This window comes from Achromobacter veterisilvae (assembly GCF_900496975.1).
Lineage (GTDB): Bacteria > Pseudomonadota > Gammaproteobacteria > Burkholderiales > Burkholderiaceae_B > Achromobacter > Achromobacter veterisilvae.
Genome location: NZ_UFQC01000004.1, coordinates 211,356 through 231,371, shown reverse-complemented (window position 1 = coordinate 231,371; position 20,016 = coordinate 211,356). Strand labels below are relative to the sequence as shown.

The following is a 20,016-nucleotide window of genomic DNA, read 5'->3' as shown; positions in this document are numbered from 1 at the left end:
TCGAATCGGGGCCGCGCGGAGCCGGCTTTGCCGGGCCGCAGGCGGCGCCCCCTTGAGGGGGAAGCGCCGCAGGCGCTTCGGGGGTGGGCCTCATCATCATCAGTAGCGCACCCGAGGGTCGACCAGCAGATACAGGAGGTCGATGAACAGATTGATCAGGACATAGATGGCCGCGATGATCAGCAGCGCGCCCTGGATGACGGGGTAGTCGCGGCGCAGCACCGCCGACACCACCAGGCTGCCCACGCCGGGCAGGCCGAACACCGTTTCCGTGACGACGGCGCCGCTGATCAGCAGGGCGGTGGTCAGGCCCAGCACGGTCAGGATGGGGATCAGCGCGTTGCGCACGGCATGCTTCAGGATCACCTTGCTTTCCGGCAGGCCCTTGGCGCGCGCGGTGCGGACGTAGTCGTCGCGCAGCACGTCCAGCATGCTGGCGCGGATGAAGCGGGTGATCAGCGCCGAATTCACCAGGCCCAGCACCACGGCGGGCAGGATCAGGTGCGACAGGCGGGTGGCCAGCGACGCGTCCGGGCCGCCGTAGCCGGCCACCGGCAGCCATCCCAGCTTCACCGAGAATAGCTGCATCAGCAGCAGCCCCAGCCAGAAGCTCGGCACGCTGGAGGTGAACATCGAGAACGACAGCACCGACTGGTCCAGCGTGGTGCCGCGCTTGACCGCGGAAAGAATGCCCACCGGCAGGGCGATGGCGCTGGCGATCAGGAGCGACATGAGCGTCAGCAGGAGGGTGGGCTCGGCCCGGTCGGCCAGCGCCGCCAGCACGGGCTTGTTCATGAAGATGGACTGGCCCAGGTCGCCCTGGGCGAGCTTGCCCAGCCATGACAGGTACTGCACGGCCAGCGGCCGGTCCAGCCCCAGTTGCGCGCGCAGCGCCGCGATGTCCTGCTGGCTGGCCTGGGGGCCCAGCATCACGGCGGCGGGGTCGCCGGGCGTGACGCGGATGATCACGAACACGATGGTCGCGACGATGAACATCACGGCCACCAGCCCGACCAGCCGGTTCAAGAGATAACGCAACACGATGAGTGTCCTAGAAAATATTCGGGGCGTAGGATGGGTGGAGCGCGGCAGTCCCTAGGTAAGAACCCAGGTGCTGAACGCGCGAAACCCATGCTGCCGCAAGAGCGTGTTTTCCGGCCGCCGCAGGGCACCGTCTGCCCACGGCCGCATGGGTTTCGCGCGCTGGATACCTGAGTTCTTCCTTAAGAACTCCCGCGCTCCACCCATCCTACTTGGCGGACTTCCACGCGTTCCAGAAGAACGGCCACGGCACGGCCTTGGTGCCTTGCAGCGACGGCGAGCGCGCGGCCTGCGCGTTGAAGTCGCCGACCTTGATGAAAGGCACTTCGTCGTACACGGCCTGCTGCACGTCGGCCCAGCGCTTCACGCGCTCTTCCTGGGAGCTGGCCTGGTTGAAGGCGTCCAGCACCTGGTTGCGGCGCGGCGTGTCCCACCAGCCCGGCGCGTCCTTGGACGGGAAATCGATCAGCGCGGGTTCGGGCAGGAAGGGGCTGTGGGTAATGAAGATGTCCCAGACGGCCGGATCCTGGCGGCGCTGGGTCAGGGTGGCCCAGTCCACCACCTGCATGTCGACGGTGAACCCGGCGGCCTTCAGGTATTCGGCGGCCACCAGCGCCATCTTGTAGTGGAATTCGTACTGCTGGCTGGTCAGGATGCGGATCTTGCGGTCCTGGACGTTGGCGCCGTCCACCAGTTTCTTCGCCGCGGCGGCGTCGGCCTTGTTGTAGACCTTGCCGCCCAGGGACGTGGCCCAGGGGTAGCCCTCGGGATACAGGTCGCCGTTGAGCTTGTAGAAGTTCTTGTCGCCGAACGCGGCGTAGAGCATGTCCTCTTCATTGAGCGCCAGTTGCACGGCCTGGCGGACCGCCTGGTTGGACATGATGCCCTGCTTGGTGTTGAGCACCAGCCGCGGCCAGCCGAAAGGCTTGAGCATCACCGGATCGGAGCGGCCGTTCTTGAGCTTGGGCAGGGATTCCACCGGCAGGGAGTCGACATAGTCGAACTGCCCGGCCACCGCGCTTTCGACGCGGGTGTTGGCGTTGCTCACCGGAACGAAACGGATTTCGTCCAGGTACTGCTTGCGCGCGCCGCCGTAGCCGTCCGGCTCGCCTTCGCGCTGCTTGTATCCTTCGAAGCGGACCAGTTGGATGTACTGGTCGGGTACGCGCGCCTTCAATTGATAGGGCCCGGTGCCGACGAACTCGGCCAGCGTCGGGGCGATCTTGCCCTTGGGCATGATGACGGCGGCGCTATTGTTCATCGCCAGCAGGGCGGTCAGGGGCGCGTAGGGCTGCTTGAGCGTGATGCGGATCGTGTTGGCGTCCGGCGCTTCCATGCCGGCGATGATCTTGGCGGCCATCTTGCCGCGCGTGGCGGTCTCGGTCCAGCGCTTCAGCGAGGCCAGCACGTCCGACGAATCCATCTTGGAGCCGTCGTGGAAGGTAATGCCCTGGCGCAGCGGGATCGTGTAGGTCAGCCCGTCGGGCGAGACCTCGGGCAGCTTGTCGGCCAGCAGCGGCGTCAGGTTCCACTTGGCGTCGAAGGTATACAGCGTTTCGAAGAAATGCTGCGTCAGGATGCCCACCAGGTCGGCCGTGCTGGTCATCGGATCCAGCGTCGGCGGTTCGCCGATGGTGGCGACCGAGATCGTGCCTCCCTTGACGGGCGCGGCACAGAGGGCGGGGGTCGACAATGCGGTCAAGCCAATTGCGCCGGCCAGCAGCAGGCTATTGAGCCCACCGCCTCGCCGGGAGGTGCGGAAGTTCATGATTCTCTCTCCAGAGGGTCAAAAACGGATGTCGCGTGGGTAAGTCGGGATCGCGCCGGGGGGCGGGGGTCAGAAGAAGGTTTCGGCCACGTCGATAACGCGGTACTGCTCGTCCACCAGCAGCACCTGGCGCCACTTGTCGAAGGTCAGGCAGGGGTGGGAAATGTCGAAGGCGATCATGTCGCCGACCTGGATGTCGTCGCCTTCGCCGATCTGCATGAAGGCGTGCTGGTCCATCATGGCCGTGAGCTTCCAGTGCGCGGGCGCCGCGCCGGGAGCCTGGCCGCCCGGGCGGTACAGCAGCGCGGGCGTGGGCAGGCCGGCGTCGAACGCGGCGTCGCGCTTGCCCAGCGCGACGATGGCGCGGCCCGGCTCGGGCAGCGATTGCACATAGGCCCAGACCTGAAGAGCGGGTTGCAGCCCGGGCTCCATTTTCCGGGCGACGGGATTGTGCGCATTGATGCGTTCGGCCGCCGACCGGTAGATGCCCACGTCGTGCGACAGGTAGCAGCCCGGGCGCAGCACGATTTCCAGCGGCGCGCCGATGTCGAGCTGCGAGAATTCCTCGGCGACCACGTCGAACCAGGCGGAGCCGGCGCCCGAGATCAGCGCCGGGCCGCTCTTGCGCAGGCGGCCGGCGGCGGCCAGGCCGCGCAGCGCGTCCGTGGCGCGGCGCAGGAAGGCGCGGATGGCGCCTTCTTCCTGCAGCACGCCTTCGTAGACCTCGATGCCGGCCAGCGCCAGGCCCGGCCAGCGGCCGATTTCCTCGGCCACCGCCTGTAGCTGCGCGTCGTCGCGCACGCCCGTGCGCCCGCCGGCGGGGCCCAGTTCGATCAGCACCGGCAGGACCAGGCCCTGGTCGCCGAAGTAGGCGCCCAACTGGGCGGCGTTGGCGGGCGAGTCCACGATGCAGAAGAAGGTGAAGGCCGGGTCGCGCAAGAGCTGGGCAATGATCGCCATGTTGGCGCGGCCCACCAGTTGGTTCGCCATCAGGACCCGCCGGATGCCGTGCCGGTAGGCGGCCTGCACCTGCGGCGCGGTGGCCAGCGTGATGCCCCAGGCGCCGTTGTCGATCTGGCGCTTGAACAGGGCTGGGCTCATGGTGGTCTTGCCGTGGGGCGCCAGCTTGACCCGGTACGCTTCCATGAAACGCTGCATCCATTGCAGGTTGTGGCGCACCCGGGCTTCGTACAGCACCGCCACGGGCAGGCTCACGTCCTCGCGCAGCAGGTTCCACTGCAGCGCCGCCACGCCCGAGGTGGTACAGGATTCGGGAAAGGCGCCCAGGCCTTTGCCGTTCGGGTCCAGGGCGGCGGCGGGGGAGGAGGAAGTCGTCATGGCGGGCGCCTATTTTGGAAAATATTTACTTTGAAATATGGTTTTAGACATTATCCTGAAAGAAATTTACAGGCGGCAGCTAGGAGTTTCCCGTAGTCAGCATAGGTTCGCGGATGGCGCGACAATGGTGAAAACCACCTACACGAGGAAAGCGCCATGCTGAAAGTTGCCCTGGGCCAGTTCGCCGTCAGCCGCGTCTGGGAAGAAAACGCACAGGTCTGCATCGACCTGATGGAACGCGCCCGCGCCGGCGGGGCCGGCCTGCTGGTCCTGCCCGAGGGCATCCTGGCGCGCGACATCACCGATCCGCAGATCGTCCTGAAGGCCGCGCAGCCGCTGGACGGTCCCTTCATGAGCCGGCTGCTGGAAGCCAGCCGGGGATCCTCCTTGTCGACGATGATGTGCGTCCACGTCCCGACGGGCGAGGGCCGGGTCTGGAATACGCTGGTCACGCTGCGCGACGGCCAGATCCTGTCGCAGTACCGCAAGCTGCACCTGTACGACGCCTTCACCATGAAGGAGTCCACCAACGTCACGGCCGGCAACGACATCCCGCCCTTGCTCGACATCGGAGGACTGCGGGTCGGCCTGATGACCTGCTACGACGTGCGCTTCCCGGAACTGGCGGGCCGCCTGGCGCTGGACGGCGCCGACCTGCTGGTGCTGCCGGCCGCCTGGGTCCGCGGCCCGCTGAAGGAAAAGCACTGGGAAGTGCTGGTCACGGCCCGCGCGCTGGAGAACACCTGCTATGTGGCGGCCACGGGCGAATGCGGCGAGCGCAACATCGGCTGCAGCATGGTCGTGGATCCGCTGGGCGTGGTGACGGCCCGGGCGGGCGAGGCGCCGGCGCTGGTGTTCGCCGATATCGACCCCGAACGCCTGGCCCATGCGCGCAAGGTGCTGCCGGTGCTGGCCAACCGCCGCTTCGCGCCGCCGCGGCTGGGCTAGCGGCATGGTGTAATACTGACTTGATTTACTTGCTGTCTCCCCCCATCTGCTGCCAATGAGCAACGATCTCTTCGCGGCCGATCCCGCGCATCGGCCCTATGTTCCCCTGGCCGAACGGCTGCGCCCGCGCACCTTGTCCGACGTGGTCGGGCAGTCGCACCTGCTGGGTCCGGACAAGCCGCTGCGCGTCGCTTTCGAATCGGGCCGGCCGCATTCCATGATCTTCTGGGGGCCCCCCGGCGTGGGCAAGACCACGCTGGCCCGCTTGATGGCCGATGGCTTCGACGCCCAGTTCATCGCCATCTCGGCGGTGCTGGGCGGGGTCAAGGACATCCGCGACGCCGTGACGGTGGCCCAGGTGGCGCAAGGGCAGGGACGCCGCACCATTCTCTTCGTCGACGAGGTCCACCGCTTCAACAAGGCGCAGCAGGATGCCTTCCTGCCCTATGTGGAAAGCGGGCTGTTCACCTTCATCGGCGCCACCACCGAGAATCCCTCGTTCGAGGTCAACTCGGCGCTGCTGTCGCGGGCGCGGGTCTACGTGCTGCAATCGTTGACGCCCGAAGAGCTGCAACTGCTGGTCGACCGGGCCGAGCAGGCCTTGAACGACGGGCGGGACGAGGGCGAGATCATCCGCATCGACGCCGATGCGCGCGAGCAACTGGCGGCCTGGGCCGACGGCGACGCGCGCCGCCTCATCAGCGCGGTCGAAGTGGTGGCGGAATCCGCGCAGTCGGCCGGCCGCGACACGGTGGACGCGGCCTGGCTGGAAATCTCGCTGTCGCAGAACCTGCGCCGCTTCGACAAGGGCGGCGACGCGTTCTACGACCAGATCAGCGCCCTGCACAAATCGGTGCGCGGCTCCAACCCCGATGCCGCGCTGTACTGGTTCTGCCGCATGATCGACGGCGGCGCGGACCCGAAGTACCTGTCGCGCCGCCTGGTGCGCATGGCGGTGGAGGACATCGGCCTGGCCGATCCCCGCGCCACGGACCTGGCCGTGAACGGCGCCGACATCTACGAGCGCCTGGGCTCGCCGGAAGGCGAGCTCGCGCTGGCGCAGGCCGTGGTCTACATGGCCTGCGCGGCCAAATCGAACGCCGTCTACAACGCCTACAACCAGGCGCGCAAATTCGCGGCCGAGCACGGCAGCGCGCCGGTGCCCATCCACCTGCGCAACGCGCCCACCAAATTGATGAAGCAACTGGGCCACGGCAAGGCCTACCGCTACGCGCACGACGAGCCCCACGGCTACGCCGCCGCCGAGCAATATTTTCCGGATGGACTGAATCCCTCCTTCTATCGGCCGACCGATCGCGGCCTGGAGGCTAAAATCCAGCAAAAGCTGGCATTCCTGCGCGAGCTGGACGCGCAGGAACGTGCCAGGAAACGGTAACGGGCCGCGCCCGTTGCTTCACGCAACCTCACCGACTACACCATGCTAGACCCGATACTGCTGCGCAAAGACCTGCAAACCGTCGTAGACCGCCTCAAGACCCGCGGCGTGTCCTTCGACACGGAACGGTTCAACGACCTGGAGTCCCGCCGCAAGGCCGTCCAGACCGAAACCGAGTCCCTGCAAGCCCGCCGCAACGCGCTGGCCAAGCAGATCGGTCAGCTCAAGGCCAAGGGCGAAGACGCCAGCGCCGTGATGGCGGAATCCCAGGCCGTGCCCGTGCGCCTGAAGCAACTGGAAGAAGAGCTGGCCGCCTTGCAGCAGCCGCTCAACGACCTGCTGATGTCGGTGCCCAACCTGCCGCACGCCAGCGTGCCGGTGGGCGAGTCCGCCGACGACAACGTCGAAGTGCGCCGCTGGCTGCCCGGCCCCGCCGGCGCCGACGGCAATCCGCCGGCCCTGCCGTTCGAGGCCCGCGACCACGTCGCCGTGGGCGAGCCCCTGGGGCTGGATTTCGACATGGCCGCCAAGCTGTCCGGCGCCCGCTTCTCGTTCATGCGCGGCCCCATCGCGCGCCTGCACCGCGCGCTGTCGCAGTTCATGCTGGACCTGCAAACCGGCACGCACGGCTACACCGAGTGCTATACGCCGTACATCGTGAACGCATCGACGCTCTATGGCACTGGCCAGTTGCCGAAGTTCAAGGACGACATGTTCGCGGTCTCCAAGGGCGGCGGCGACGACGATCCCAAGCAGGACGACCAGGGCAAGCCCTATGTCCGCGAAGACCAGTACCTGATCTCCACGTCCGAAATCACCTTGACCAGCGTGGCGCGGGACACCATCCAGGCCGCCGCGGACCTGCCCATCAAGCTCACGGCCCATACGCCTTGCTTCCGTTCCGAGGCCGGCAGCGGCGGCCGCGACACGCGCGGCATGATCCGCCAGCACCAGTTCGACAAGGTCGAAATGGTGCAGATCACGCATCCGGAGCAATCGTACGAGGCCCTGGAAGACATGGTCGGCCATGCCGAACGCGTGTTGCAGTTGCTGGGCCTGCCGTACCGCGTCGTGCTGCTGTGCACGGGCGACATGGGCTTCGGTTCGGCCAAGACCTACGACCTGGAAGTGTGGCTGCCGGCGCAGAACACCTGGCGCGAGATTTCCTCGGTTTCCAACTGCGAGACCTTCCAGGCCCGCCGTATGCAGGCGCGTTTCCGCAACGCGCAGGGCAAGCCGGAATTCGTGCACACGCTCAACGGTTCCGGCCTGGCTGTCGGCCGGGCGCTGGTGGCCGTCCTGGAAAACCACCAGCAGGCCGACGGCAGCGTGCTGGTTCCCGAAGCGCTGCGGCCTTATATGGGCGGCCAGACAGTATTGAAACCCTGACGGACGACGCGTCCATCCTCCATTAGACGGATAAAAAGACGGAGCCCTCGGGCTCCGTTTTTTTCTATCATATCGACATATTCCTGTCGTTTTGGGTCATTAACCTGACGGCATGAGTGTCTGATTTTGATGTGAGCAATTGTGTATTCGAATAAAAGGGCCAGATAGTTGCGGCACAATACACCATGTGTTCTACACGCTTCATTCACTTATATAACAAGGAGTTGTCCATGACTTCAAGAATGATTGGAGATTTTCGTGTGAGATGCTCTGTCGCTCGCGAAGACGACGAGGGTTACCGCGTGCAGATATGGACCCGCCGGATCGGCGGCACCGCGCCCGAAAAATGCTGGACCGTGCCCGGACAGGCGCCGTTCATGAGCTTGCACGAAGCGGAACAGGAGAGCCTGCAATTGTTTCAAGGCATCAATGGCGTGCGTTTCAACGGTGAACCGGAGTTTGCTCATGCGTCCGCATAATGGCTGGTGGCGGGCGTCCAGCGCGCCGCGCCGATGGATCGACCTCGTCCAGGAATCGCCCCGCTGGGCCGATGGCAAGGCCGCGCAGGCGCCGCAGCAGCCGGCCGCCCTGGCCGGAAAGCCCGTCCAGGCCCCCTCGGCCTGACGGTATTCCAGACAGGGCACCGGACATTGCCCTGTTTGCCTTCGGCGCCGCCCGCGGGCGAAAAAAAGGCCACTCTTGCGAGTGGCCTTTGCGTTTTCCGGCGGCTTGGGGATCAGTCGCGGCCGTGTCCGCGGCCGCGGTGGTGGTCATGCCCGTGCCCGCGGCCATGGTAGTGGCCGCGATCGTAGTAGCGGCCGCCGCGGTAGTACACCGGCGCCGGATAGACCACGGGCGGCGCGACATAGACCGGCGCGGGGCGGTAATAGACGGGCGGAGGCGGCGCCACGTAGACGGGCTGGGGCGCCACGTATACCGGCGCCGGGTACACGATGCCGGGCACGCCGATGGAAATGCCGACGTCCACACGGGCCAGGGCGGCGCTGGAGATCAGCAGACCCGCGGCACCGACACCAGCGATAAGCCATTTTTTCATGTTGCACCTGCCTACTGCATGACGCAGCAAAGTTGAGTATTCGTTGACGCTATTTTCGGTCTTTTCCGTCAGCCATTGGTAAGCGGCCCGGCCTCAATCGCGACAATCCGCAACTGTCCCCAAAGAAATCGCCCATTTCTTGCTGCCTTGCAGCAACTGGCGCCCGCTCTGGGAAAGCCCGGGTTGAAATGGATTGAAATCGGGTGGAATGCGATGAAGCCCGGCGCCGGGGTTACAGGTGGTCACTCTTGCTGGCGGCGGAATTCGACCACCCATACCCAGGGATTGGCGGCCCAGGCATGCGCGCCGTAGCGTTCGCACCACGTCAGCGCGAACGCGGTCTGCAGCGGCACGCCCGGCAGCAGGGACGACGACTGGTAAAGGGCGAGGATGCCTTCGGCCCGGGCGTCGGCCTCGGACAGGTTCTGCAGCCGCTGGATGCGCACGCCCACGATCACGGCCGTGGCGAATGGATTGCCGGCCTCGTCGGTCAATACGATGCTTTCGCCCGATTTCCCGTAAGGGCAGCGGACCCAACTGGAGGTCTTGCGCAATTCGGAAGGGTGGTCCTGGGAAGGACCCATGGCCACCCATCTTCCGGAATCCGAGGCGTCGGCATACCAGATGGTGGTGGGTTTGCTGGGCTGCGGTTTCAGGATGCGCCGGCTTTGCACTTTGCCGCCGTTCAAGACAGCCTGTTTAAGCGGCTCGCTGAATTGAAGTGGTTGCCTTTTCATACGCTCGCGGTTCCTCTCACGATCAAGGCATATGGGCCATTGCGGCAATCGCCCAGCGGGCGCATGCCGATTGCGCTCGGTTTGGGCCTGGCATCGGACAGTATGCCGTGTCGCGCCCATCATGTCAGGCGTCCGCCTGGATTTATGTGTCTTTTTGAATACGGCGGGGGGAAGTTTGTATACTCGAAGCATGAATACAGACCTGCACGATCTCAAGCCGGGGTACTACTGGTACACCATGGCAAATGACCCGCTGGCCATCATCCACATCCATGAAGATGGCGGCGCCACGCTCATGGGTACGGACTACCGCATCGGCGCCGAAGGCGTGGCCGACATGGTCCGCCAAGGCGAACGCTTTTTCTGGATCGAACCGCCCCAGGTGTGAACCCTGGCGGCGGTTCTGCCCGGCTCGCCCCGACACCATGACCGACCTGTTACTGAAGAATGTCCGCGTTCCGCAAGGCGGCGCCGCGGACGTGCTGGTGCGCGACGGGCGCATCCGGCAAATCGGCCCCGCGCTTGGCGCGGATCCCGGCATGGCCGTGGAAGACGGCGGGGGCGCCCTGCTGCTGCCCGGCCTGGTCGAAGGCCACGCCCACCTGGACAAAACCACCTGGGGTTCGCCCTGGTACGTGAACGAGGTGGGGTCGGCGCTGACCGACCGCATCCACAACGAACGGCAATGGCGCGCCAGCACCGGCCATGATGCCGCCAGCCACGCGCGCGCCCTGGCGCTGGCGTTCCTGCGCGAAGGCACGACCCGCATCCGCACTCACGTCGACGTCGATACCGACGCCGGGCTGCGCCACCTGGACGGCGTGCACGCCACGCGCCGGGAACTGGCGGGCCTGGTCGAGATCCAGACGGTGGCCTTTCCCCAATCGGGCCTGCTGGTCCGTCCGGGCACCGCCGAATTGCTGGACGAGGCCCTCGCGCGCGGCGCGGACGTGCTGGGCGGCCTGGACCCGTCCGCCATCGACCGCGATCCCGCCCGCTCGCTGGACGTGCTGTTCGGCATCGCCGACAGGCACGGCAAGCCCGTGGACATCCACCTGCACGAGCCCGGCGAATTGGGCGCCTTCACGATGGAACTGATCCTGGACCGCACCCAGGCGCTGGGCATGAACGGCAAGGTCGTCATCAGCCATGCCTTCTGTCTGGGCGGCGTGGACGCGAAGCGGCTGGGCGGGCTGCTGCAGCGGCTTGCGGCGCTCGACGTGGCGCTGCTGACGACGGCGCCGCCGTCGCGTCCGGTTCCCGCCGTGCGCGCCTGTCGGGAGGCGGGCGTGACCATTTTCGGCGGCAACGACGGCATCCGCGACACCTGGACGCCCTACGGCAACCCCGACATGCTGGCGCGCGCCACGCTGATCGGCCTGCGCAACGACCTGCGCCGCGACGACGAGGTCGAATGGGCGTTCGATTGCGTGACCGCGGCCGCGGCCCGCGCCTGCGGGTTCGCCGACTACGGCCTGGCGCCCGGCGCGCGCGCCGACCTGGTGCTGGTCGACGCCAGTTGCGTGGCGGAAGCGGTCGTGAAACGGGCGCCCCGCCGCCTGGTGGTGTCCGGCGGCGCGGTCGTGGCCCGCGACGGCCAGGACGCCGCCGGCCTGGGCTGAGCCGCCGGGGCTTCAGGCCAGGCCCAGTTCGGTCTCGGTCAGTTCCACGAACGCCCGCATCAACGCCGAGCGCACCCCCGAACGCGGCCAGATCGCGCCCACAGTGCGCGCGGGGCAGGGCGCGGGCAGCGGCCAGCGCCTGACGCTGGCGGACGGCTCGCCCGAGGCGGCCCAGTCGGGCAGCAGCGCGACCCCCAGTCCCTCCGACACCAGCCTGGCGATGGAATCGATTCCATCCAGTTCGAACCTCACGTGCGGCCGCAGATTGCGCGCCCGCAGGTAGTCTTCGGCCATCTTGCCGCCCACCACGCTGCGGTCGTAGCGGATGTAGGGCTCGCGCGCGAGGACGGCCAGCGGGTCGCGCACCTTCATGCCGGCCGGGGTGACCAGCACCAGCGGCTCTTGCCGCAGATCGCGCCAGGCGCAGGTCTTGGGGATCGAAAACAGCGGGTGCACCAGCAGCGCCCCGTCCAGTTCGCCGGCCAGCACCTTGCTGTAGAGCAAGGTGGTGGGGGCGGGCTCGATGTAGATTTCGATGTGCGGATGGCGCGCCACCCAGGTGCGCAGCACGGGCGGCATGATCCCGGTCAGGGCGGTGGGCGTGGCGCCCAGCCGGAGCGGGCCGGCGGGCAGTTCGGTGTCCGAGGCGGCGGAGCGCAGGTCCCGCACGTCGCGCAGGATCGCGCGGGCGCGCTCCAGGATCCGGGTGCCGGCCGGCGTGGGCTTCACGGTGCGGCCCGAGCGCGCGATCAGGGCGCTGCCCACGTCCGCCTCCAGCGCGCGCAGCCGCTGCTGCACGGTGGCGGGAGTCAGCCCCTGGTGCCGCGCGGCCTGGGCGATCGAACCCAGCTCCACCACGTGCACATAGGTTTGCAGAAAGCGCGAGTCCATGGCGGCCTGTCTCCAAAAGATGCTTTTTTCATATTCTAAAGATGGGTGAAGATAATTGTTGTTTTCTTTGGCCGCGGCAAGAATACGTCCAGGGCGTCAAGGCTGCGCGAAGCCGCGCCGGCGGCGCCCAGTCGGAACCTTCCAGCCACCAAGGAGCCTGTTGTGCCCATCATCGAATCCATAGACGTCTGCGCCGCCGCGGTGCCCCTGGATAAAGTCACCTCGTTTTCGAACCGCAGCGTCTCGACGCGGCACTATGGCCTGGTCAAGGTCCGTTCCGCCGACGGCGTGGAAGGCATCGGCTTCTGCTACGTGGGCAGCGCCGGCGGGGCCATCTTCGAGGCCGCGGTCCAGAGCCTGCTGGCCCCGGTGCTGCTGGCCAAGGACTCGCACGCCGTCGAAGGGCTGTGGCAGGCCATGTACCAGGAAGCCCTGCTGCAAGGCCGCCAGGGCACCGTGATGCGGGCGCTGAGCGCGCTGGACATCGCGCTGTGGGACCTGAACGCCAAGGCGGCGGGCCTGCCGCTGCACCGCTACCTGGGCGCGGTCGAGCTTGAATCCGTGCCGGCCTACGCCAGCGGCGGCTACTACCTGGACGGCAAGACGCCGCGGCACCTGGGCGAGGAAATGGCCAGCTACGTGGAGAAGGGCTTCCGCGCGGTGAAGATGAAGACGGGACGCCTGTCCCCGCGCGAGGAAGAGGCGCGCCTGAAGGCGGCGCGCGAGGCGGTGGGCCCGGACGTCGAACTGATGATGGACTGCAATAACGCGTGGCAGGACGTCACCCAGGCCATGCAGTACGTCCGCCGCTTCGAACAGTACGACCCTTACTTCATCGAGGAGCCCTTCAGCCCCGACGACATCGACAGCCACGCCAAGCTGGCGCGGCTGACGCGCCTGCCCATCGCGACCGCCGAAATCGGCTACGGCCGCTGGTATCACAAGGAACTGCTGGACAAGGGCGCGGCGGGCATTCTCCAGACCGACGCCGCCGTCTGCGGCGGCATCACCGAATGGAAGCGCATCGCCGCCACCGCCGCCAGCTATGGCGTCGTGGTGTGCCCGCACTGGTTCCACGACGTCCACGCGCCGCTGGTGGCGGCGACGCCGAATGCGCGCTATGTTGAATTCTTCTGGGACGACCAGGTCCTGAATTTTCGCAGACTGGTCGACCGCCAACTGAGCCACAGGCAGGGCCGCGTGGTCCTGCACCAGGAGCCCGGCCTGGGATTCGGCTTCGATGAACGCATGGTCGAGCGCTACGGCAAGTGGACCCGCGTCGGCCGCTGATCACAGGAGAGCCCGCATGAGCACCGCTGCCCCCGTCCGCCCGCAAGGCGTCTATTCCCCCGTGCTGACGCCGTTCAACGCGGATCTGTCGCCCAGCGCTGCGCGCTTTGTCGAGCATTGCGGCGCCCTGCTCGAACAGGGCGCGGGCCTGGCGATCTTCGGCACCAACTCCGAGGCCAATTCGCTCACGGTGGCCGAAAAGCGCCAGTTGCTGGACGCCTTGCTGGACGCGGGGCTGCCCGCCGCGCGCATGATGCCCGGCACGGGCGCCTGCGCCTTGCCCGACGCGGTGGAACTGACGAAGCACGCCGTCCGGGCGGGCTGCGGCGGCGTGCTCATGCTGCCGCCGTTCTACTACAAGGGCGTCAGCGACGAAGGCCTGTTCCGCGCCTTCGCGCACGTCATCGAGCAGGTGGCCGACGAACGCCTGCGCATCTACCTGTATCACATCCCGCCGGTGTCCGGCGTGCCGATCAGCCTGGCGCTGATCGAGCGCCTGCTGGGCGAATTTCCCGGCATCGTCGCGGGCGTCAAGGACAGTTCCGGCGACTGGGCCAATACGGAAGCGATGCTGCGCGACTTCCAGCCGCGCGGCTTCGACGTGTTCGCCGGCACGGAGACGGTGCTGCTGGATACCCTGCGCGCGGGCGGCGCCGGCTGCATCACCGCCACCGGCAACGTCAACGCCGGCCCCATCGTCGAACTCTATCGCCATTGGCGCGAAGACGGTGCCGAGGACCGGCAGCGCGCCCTGAACGAAACCCGCGCGATCTTCCAGTCCTATCCCATGATTCCCGCCATGAAGGCCGCGATCGCGCAGCGCCGCGCAGATCCGGCGTGGGCCACCGTGAGGCCGCCGCTGGTGGAGTTGAACGAGATCCAGGCCGCGCAACTGGCGCAGCGGCTGGCAGCGCTTTCATAACCAATCGCCGGCGGCACGATCGGCATGGTGGGGCCGGGCAGCATGCGGCCCGCCATGGTCCAGCGCGTGAACCAGGATATCGACAAGGTGCTGGCGATGCCGGACGTGCAGGAAAAGCTGGCGCAGGTCGGGGCGGAGGACGGCGGCGGCAGCGTCCGGCGCTTCGCCGACTTCATGAAGCAGGAACAGGAGAAATACGTCAAGACCATCAAGGACGCGAAGATCGTCGCCGAAGGCTGAACCCGCCGCCGGGGCTTGCTCCTAGGGGCGGCCTCAAGGCAAAAATTCACGAAGACACTTGCCCTCCAAAAGTGTAAAAAGATATAACTTCGCCAGGTCGGCGATCCCAGGGGGCAGGCTTCGATGCCGCGCACGTATGTAATCGGAATCGCCATCGCTTTCGCCGCCGCCGCGGCGTTGCTGCCCATCGGTTTCGCGCTGCACATGTCCTGGTCCCGCGCCGTCGCGGTGGAGCAGGGCGACCTGCAGGCGCAGGCCCGGCGGACCCTGGCGCACGTCCAGGACCTGCTGGACCAGACGGTGGCCATGCTGCGCAGCGTGGACGAGATGCCGTTCGAACCCTGTTCGCCCCAGCACATCCGCCACCTGAGGGCGCTGGTCCTGCGCGACCGCGCCGTCGACGAACTGGCCTACGTGGCCGGCAATAGCGTGAAGTGCACCACCTGGGGCATTCCCGGCTATGAAGAACCGCTGGCCCCGGCCCAGTTCGAACTGGCCAATGGCGGCCTGCTGGTGCTGGACCCGGTGCCGGTCGTCAGCCCCGGCATCCGCATGGTGGCCGTGCGCTACGGCGATTACAGCGCCTTGCTCGACCCAACCCGCTTCACCGAAAAGGGCCCGGCCGACGGTGTCCAGTTGGCGGTGGTCCTGCCGGGCGTGGGCATGCTCGGAACCCGCAACCATCCGGACCTGGTGCTGGTGTCCCAGGCGCTGAACGGCGGCAAGCTGGACATCGACGAAGCCTACCTGAGCGCCGTCGCCCGCAACGACGACCTGGCGGCCGTCCTGCTGGAACCGCAAAGCGAGGCGCTGGGCGCGCTGCGGCGCGAAAGGCTGTTCTGGCTGCCGATGGGAGTGCTGGCCGCCGCGCTCATGATCGGCGTGGTCGTGTGGCTGTCGCGCCGGCGCCTGTCGCTCGCCGGCGAACTGGCCATCGCCGTCAGGCGGCGGGAGTTCGTCGTCCATTACCAGCCCATCATCGACCTCCAGAGCGGGCGGTGCGTGGGCGCGGAAGCCCTGGTCCGGTGGATCCGGCCCGGCGGCAAGACCCTGAGGCCGGACCTGTTCATTTCCATCGCCGAGGAGAACGGGCTGATGACCCGCATCACCGAGGAGGTGTTCCGCCTGGTGATCCGGGACATGGAAGACCTGCTAGCCGAGGACCGGGGCATGCACATCTCCGTCAACCTCAGCGCGTCCGACCTGAAGGACGGCAAGGCGTTGCGCGTGCTGCAATGCATGCTCGCGGGCACCGCCATCGACGCCCGGCAGATCTGGCTGGAAGCCACCGAACGCGGATTCATGGACGTGGACAAGGCGCGCGGCATCATCGAACAGGCCCGGGAGCAGGGGCACGCGGTGGCGATCGACGATTTCGGCACCGGCTATTCCAGCCTGTCCTATCTGCAGCGGCTGCCGCTGGACACGCTGAAGATCGACAAGTCCTTCGTCGACACCATCGGCACCGATTCCGCCACCCACAAGGTGACCGACCACATCATCGACATGGCGAAATCGCTGAACCTGCTGACCGTGGCCGAAGGCATCGAGCGCCAGGAACAGGCGGACCACCTGAAGGCGCGCAACGTGGATTTCGGCCAGGGCTGGCTCTACGGCAAGCCCATGCCGGTGCCGGAATTCATCCTCTACTACCGCAGGAACGTGGCCGCCACGCAGCCGCCCCGGCGGCTGCCGGACGCGGCGGCATGAGCCTGGCGGCGGCGCTCAGCGCGCCTGCGGCTCCACCCAGCCGGCCGTGGCCGAGATCGAGCGGGCCTTTTCGCTGAGCAGCCGCGCGGTGTCGGACTGTAGATCGTCGTCGATGGCGCCCACCGGGCCCATCAGCGTGATGGCGGCCTTCATTTCGCCCAGCATGTCGAAGATGGGCGCCGACAGCGATGTAAAGTGCGGCAGCAGCGCATCGCGGCAGCGGCTGAGGCGGTGCTTGCGCACTTCGTCGCGGATGGCCTGCACGTCCCGCGGCGTATAGGAATTGCCGGCCGCGCCGCCATGCCCTTCGGGCACGGACGAGGCCATTTCCTGCTCCAGCAGTTCGCGCGTGCTGGCTTCCGGCAGGTGGGCCAGGAAGTTCCGGCCCAGCGCGGACGACAGCAGCGGCAGCACGCTGCCCACCCGCAATTCCAGCAGCGGGCGGCTGCGGCTGCCTTCCACCCGGTAGACGATAGTGGGGCCCTTGTTACCCCATACGCCCAGGAACACGGTGTGGCCGGTGATGGCGGCCACTTCGGCCATGATGGGCCGGGCGGTGGTGAACACGTCGAACTGTTCAAGGGCCGCCAGGCCCAGCCGCAAGGCATAGGGCCCCAGGCCGTAATGGCCGGTGTCGGCGTGCTGCTGCACCACGCCCACCTTCTGGAAGCTCACCAGGTAGTAATGGACATTGGGCACCGTCAATTCACAGGCGTCCGCGATTTCCTTCAGGGGCATCGGGCGGCCGGTCTTGCGGATCACGTCCAGGATCCGGAACCCCACTTCGATCGACTGGATGCCCCTGCGCGCAGCGGTTGGCGTCTGTTCTGCGTTCTTTTCGACCTTGCCGGCGGGCCTTGCCATTACTGCCTCCACTGTGTTTCTGGCGGGAGTGTAGCAGCGGCGGCAGCGGGCTTGCGCCAGGAGAGAAAGCGCCGCCGCCGGGTTTTCCCTAGCTTTTTCATGCCCGGATTTAAGTTTGATAATAGTTAATGGATACAGCAATATCAATCTAAAGCGATTGGGGAAAAAAAGCATGGAAGCGAATGTCGCAATGCAGCACATCGGCGCGGAGCAGACGCTCAGCCGGAAAGAGGAGCGCCAGGTGGTGGTGGCGTCGACCTTGGGCACCTTGTTCGAGTGGTACGACTTTTTCATCTACGGGACCCTGGCCGTCTTCATGAGCCAGGTGCTGTTCCCGCAGGACAACCCCACCGTGGCGCTGCTGGCCGCGCTGGGCGCGCTGGCGGTGGGCTTCATCATCCGGCCGCTGGGCGCGGTGCTGTTCGGCTACCTGGGCGACAAGCTGGGCCGCAAGTACACCTTCCTGATCACCGTGGTGATGATGGGGGGCGCGACCGTGCTGATCGGCTGCCTGCCCACCTATGAATCGGCGGGCCACCTGTCCTGGATCCTGCTGCTGACCTTGCGGGTCATCCAGGGCCTGGCGGTGGGCGGCGAATACGGCGGCGCGGTGATCTACGTGGCCGAACACTGCGAACCCCGGCGCCGCGGGCTGCTGACGGGCTGGATCCAGATCACCTCGTCGGCGGGCCTGATCCTGTCCTTGATCGTGATCCTGTGCACGCAGGCCTCGATGAGCGCGGACGACTTCCGACAATGGGGCTGGCGCCTGCCCTTCATCCTGTCGATCGTGATGCTGGCCGTCTCCATCTACGTGCGCGCCAAGCTGCACGAGTCGCCCGTGTTCACGCGGATGAAGCAGCAGAACCGCCTGTCGAAGAACCCGGTCAAGGAGACCTTCGGCCAATGGCCCAGCCTGCGCCTGGTGCTGCTGGCGCTGATCGGCGTCACCGCCGGCCAGGGCGCGACCTATTTCACGGGCCAGTTCTACGTCATGATCTTCATGCAGCAGGCCGTGCAACTGGACCAGACCAGCGTCTACACGCTGATTCTGATCGGGTTCATCATCGGCGCGCCGACCTTCGTGCTGTTCGGCTGGCTGTCCGACCGCATCGGCCGCAAGTGGATCATGATGGCGGGCCTGTTCGTCGCCGCCCTCGGCTACCACTCCATGTTCGACGCGCTGCTCAAGGCCGGCAACCCCGCCCTGGCGCAAGCCATGCAGAGCACGCCGGTGCGCGTGCACGCCGACGTGAGCGGCGGCGCCTGCGATTTCGGGCTGCAGGCCGCGATGATCGGCAGCCACGCCGACCACAAGAAAGTGTGCGTGCAAGCCAAGAAGTTCCTGGTCGGCAAGGGCATCAACTTCGAATACGCCGCGCCGCTGCCGGGCCAGGAGATCGCCATGAGCGTGGGCGGCAAGACCGTCAACGGCTTCGACCGCGCCGGCTACGCGGCCGCGCTGACCGCCGCTGGCTATCCGGACCGCGCCGATCCCGCCCGCGTCGACACCACGACCATCGTCCTGATCCTGGTGCTGATGACAGCCGTGGTCGCCATGGTCTACGGCCCGGTCGCGGCCTACCTGGTCGAACTGTTCCCGGCCCGCATCCGCTATACGGCGCTATCCTTCCCGTACCACATCGGCGCCGGCATCTTCGGCGGTATCGTGCCCTTTACCGCCACCTACCTGGCCCAGGCCAGCGGCAACATCTTCGGCGGCCTGATGTATCCGGTCGCCGTGACGGCGGTGGTCGGCGTCATCGGCAGCCTGTTCCTGCCGAACACCCGCGCCCGGGGCATCGACGAAGACCCGGCGCTCTGAGATAAAGGAGAGACATGTCCGCGCAACAAAGCTTCAAGGCCGCCGTCATCCAGGCGGCGTCCATTCCCACCGACAGCGTTGCCTGCGCCCAGAAGGCGGCCTCCCTGATCCGCCAGGCGGCGGAGCAGGGCGCCCGGGTGCAGGTGTTCCCCGAGGCGTTCCTGGGGGGCTACCCCAAGGGCAACTCCTTCGGCGCGCCGATCGGCATGCGCAAGCCCGAAGGCCGCGACGCCTTCGCCAGCTATCACCGCCAGGCCGTCCGGCTGGACGGCGAAGAGGTCGCGCTGATCGCCCAGGCCGCGGCCGAGACCGACAGCTTCGTGGTGATGGGCTGCATCGAGGCCGACGGCGGCACGCTGTACTGCACCGTGCTGTACTTCAACGGCCAGCACGGGCTGGCGGGCAAGCACCGCAAGCTCATGCCCACGGCGGGCGAACGCCTGATCTGGGGCTTCGGCGACGGCTCGACCCTGCCGGTCTTCGATACCCCCTACGGCAAGATCGGCGCGGTCATCTGCTGGGAAAACTACATGCCGATGCTGCGCATGTACATGTACAGCCAGGGCGTGGCGCTGTATTGCGCGCCGACCGCCGACGACCGCGATTCGTGGATCCCCAGCATGCGCCACATCGCGCTCGAAGGGCGCTGCTACGTGCTGACGTCTTGCCAGCACTTGCGCCGCGACGCCTATCCCGACGACTTCGAGTGCGCGCTGGGCGACAAGCCGGACACGGTGCTGATGCGCGGCGGCAGCGCCATCATCGGCCCCCTGGGCGAGGTGCTGGCGGGCCCCGACTTTTCGGGCGAGACCATTCTTTACGCGGACATCGACCCCAACCAGATCCTGCGCGGCAAGTACGATTTCGACGTCTCGGGCCACTATGCCCGCCCCGACGTCTTCCAGTTGCAGGTCGACACCCGCGCAAAGCGCGCGGTGTCCGCCATCGACACCGCCGGCCAGCAGCAGGAGGCTTGAG

The 20,016-nt window shown here is 67.0% G+C and carries 19 protein-coding genes and 1 pseudogene; 13 read left to right on the top strand and 7 right to left on the bottom strand.

Annotated features, from left to right (window positions below):
- Window positions 1-99: 99 nt before the first annotated feature.
- The 3 genes from AVE30378_RS05430 to AVE30378_RS05420 all read right to left on the bottom strand — a co-directional run bounded on the left by AVE30378_RS05430 (window position 100) and on the right by AVE30378_RS05420 (window position 4,147).
- Window positions 100-1,041: an ABC transporter permease gene (locus AVE30378_RS05430; RefSeq protein ID WP_129239746.1), complete on the bottom strand. Its 942-nt coding sequence runs from the start codon at window positions 1,039-1,041 to the stop codon at window positions 100-102.
- Window positions 1,042-1,249: 208 nt separating this feature from the next.
- Window positions 1,250-2,809, bottom strand: coding sequence for an ABC transporter substrate-binding protein (locus AVE30378_RS05425; protein ID WP_129239745.1), 1,560 nt, complete (start codon window positions 2,807-2,809; stop codon window positions 1,250-1,252).
- A gap of 69 nt (window positions 2,810-2,878) precedes the next feature.
- A complete protein-coding gene (locus AVE30378_RS05420; protein WP_129239744.1) occupies window positions 2,879-4,147 on the bottom strand; it encodes an amino acid deaminase in 1,269 nt (422 codons plus the stop codon).
- 156 nt (window positions 4,148-4,303) lie between these two features.
- Between AVE30378_RS05420 and AVE30378_RS05415 the strand changes: the two genes are divergently transcribed.
- The 5 genes from AVE30378_RS05415 to AVE30378_RS32550 all read left to right on the top strand — a co-directional run bounded on the left by AVE30378_RS05415 (window position 4,304) and on the right by AVE30378_RS32550 (window position 8,504).
- Window positions 4,304-5,095: a deaminated glutathione amidase gene (locus AVE30378_RS05415; protein WP_129239743.1), complete on the top strand. Its 792-nt coding sequence runs from the start codon at window positions 4,304-4,306 to the stop codon at window positions 5,093-5,095.
- Between the two features lie 55 nt (window positions 5,096-5,150).
- Entirely contained in the window at window positions 5,151-6,491 is a 1,341-nt protein-coding gene (locus AVE30378_RS05410) for a replication-associated recombination protein A (protein WP_129239742.1), read from the top strand.
- A gap of 42 nt (window positions 6,492-6,533) precedes the next feature.
- Entirely contained in the window at window positions 6,534-7,880 is a 1,347-nt protein-coding gene (serS, locus tag AVE30378_RS05405; RefSeq protein WP_129239741.1) for a serine--tRNA ligase, read from the top strand.
- Window positions 7,881-8,110: 230 nt separating this feature from the next.
- Complete coding sequence (locus tag AVE30378_RS05400; protein WP_129239740.1) at window positions 8,111-8,359, top strand: hypothetical protein; 249 nt, start codon at window positions 8,111-8,113, stop codon at window positions 8,357-8,359.
- Window positions 8,346-8,504 (top strand): hypothetical protein, encoded by a 159-nt coding sequence (locus AVE30378_RS32550; RefSeq protein WP_165360097.1) that lies wholly within the window; start codon window positions 8,346-8,348, stop codon window positions 8,502-8,504. Before AVE30378_RS05400 ends, AVE30378_RS32550 begins: the two co-directional genes overlap by 14 nt.
- A gap of 112 nt (window positions 8,505-8,616) precedes the next feature.
- Here the strand turns inward: AVE30378_RS32550 and AVE30378_RS05395 are convergent, their stop codons facing one another.
- Window positions 8,617-8,937 (bottom strand): virulence factor, encoded by a 321-nt coding sequence (locus AVE30378_RS05395; RefSeq protein WP_129239739.1) that lies wholly within the window; start codon window positions 8,935-8,937, stop codon window positions 8,617-8,619.
- A 242-nt stretch (window positions 8,938-9,179) separates the two neighbouring features.
- Window positions 9,180-9,674, bottom strand: coding sequence for an ASCH domain-containing protein (locus AVE30378_RS05390; RefSeq protein WP_129239738.1), 495 nt, complete (start codon window positions 9,672-9,674; stop codon window positions 9,180-9,182).
- Window positions 9,675-9,864: 190 nt separating this feature from the next.
- On the opposite strand from AVE30378_RS05390, the gene AVE30378_RS05385 reads away from it, so the two are divergent.
- Together AVE30378_RS05385 and AVE30378_RS05380 are read left to right on the top strand one after the other, a co-directional pair.
- Window positions 9,865-10,062 (top strand): hypothetical protein, encoded by a 198-nt coding sequence (locus tag AVE30378_RS05385; protein ID WP_043543675.1) that lies wholly within the window; start codon window positions 9,865-9,867, stop codon window positions 10,060-10,062.
- A 37-nt stretch (window positions 10,063-10,099) separates the two neighbouring features.
- On the top strand, window positions 10,100-11,296 hold the full coding sequence (locus AVE30378_RS05380) for an amidohydrolase family protein (protein ID WP_129239737.1): 1,197 nt from the start codon (window positions 10,100-10,102) through the stop codon (window positions 11,294-11,296).
- Window positions 11,297-11,308: 12 nt separating this feature from the next.
- On the opposite strand, the gene AVE30378_RS05375 is transcribed toward AVE30378_RS05380, so the two are convergent.
- Window positions 11,309-12,187 (bottom strand): LysR family transcriptional regulator, encoded by an 879-nt coding sequence (locus AVE30378_RS05375; protein ID WP_129239736.1) that lies wholly within the window; start codon window positions 12,185-12,187, stop codon window positions 11,309-11,311.
- Window positions 12,188-12,349: 162 nt separating this feature from the next.
- Between AVE30378_RS05375 and AVE30378_RS05370 the strand changes: the two genes are divergently transcribed.
- From AVE30378_RS05370 to AVE30378_RS05355, 4 genes and pseudogenes are all read left to right on the top strand, one after another.
- Window positions 12,350-13,477, top strand: a complete 1,128-nt coding sequence (locus tag AVE30378_RS05370; protein WP_129239735.1) for a mandelate racemase/muconate lactonizing enzyme family protein — start codon at window positions 12,350-12,352, stop codon at window positions 13,475-13,477.
- Between the two features lie 16 nt (window positions 13,478-13,493).
- Window positions 13,494-14,399: a dihydrodipicolinate synthase family protein gene (locus AVE30378_RS05365; protein ID WP_129239734.1), complete on the top strand. Its 906-nt coding sequence runs from the start codon at window positions 13,494-13,496 to the stop codon at window positions 14,397-14,399.
- Window positions 14,400-14,420: 21 nt separating this feature from the next.
- Window positions 14,421-14,639, top strand: a pseudogene (locus AVE30378_RS05360) (tripartite tricarboxylate transporter substrate binding protein); the annotation flags it as partial.
- Window positions 14,640-14,762: 123 nt separating this feature from the next.
- Window positions 14,763-16,349 carry an EAL domain-containing protein gene (locus AVE30378_RS05355; protein WP_129239733.1) on the top strand — a complete coding sequence of 529 codons (1,587 nt, stop codon included), beginning with the start codon at window positions 14,763-14,765 and terminating at the stop codon, window positions 16,347-16,349.
- Between the two features lie 15 nt (window positions 16,350-16,364).
- Here AVE30378_RS05355 and AVE30378_RS05350 read toward each other — a convergent pair whose 3' ends face one another.
- Window positions 16,365-17,213, bottom strand: a complete 849-nt coding sequence (locus AVE30378_RS05350) for an IclR family transcriptional regulator (RefSeq protein WP_129239732.1) — start codon at window positions 17,211-17,213, stop codon at window positions 16,365-16,367.
- 172 nt (window positions 17,214-17,385) lie between these two features.
- On the opposite strand from AVE30378_RS05350, the gene AVE30378_RS05345 reads away from it, so the two are divergent.
- Both AVE30378_RS05345 and AVE30378_RS05340 read left to right on the top strand, forming a co-directional pair.
- Entirely contained in the window at window positions 17,386-19,038 is a 1,653-nt protein-coding gene (locus AVE30378_RS05345; protein ID WP_129239731.1) for an MFS transporter, read from the top strand.
- A gap of 14 nt (window positions 19,039-19,052) precedes the next feature.
- Entirely contained in the window at window positions 19,053-20,015 is a 963-nt protein-coding gene (locus tag AVE30378_RS05340) for a carbon-nitrogen hydrolase family protein (protein ID WP_129239730.1), read from the top strand.
- Window position 20,016 lies beyond the last annotated feature (1 nt).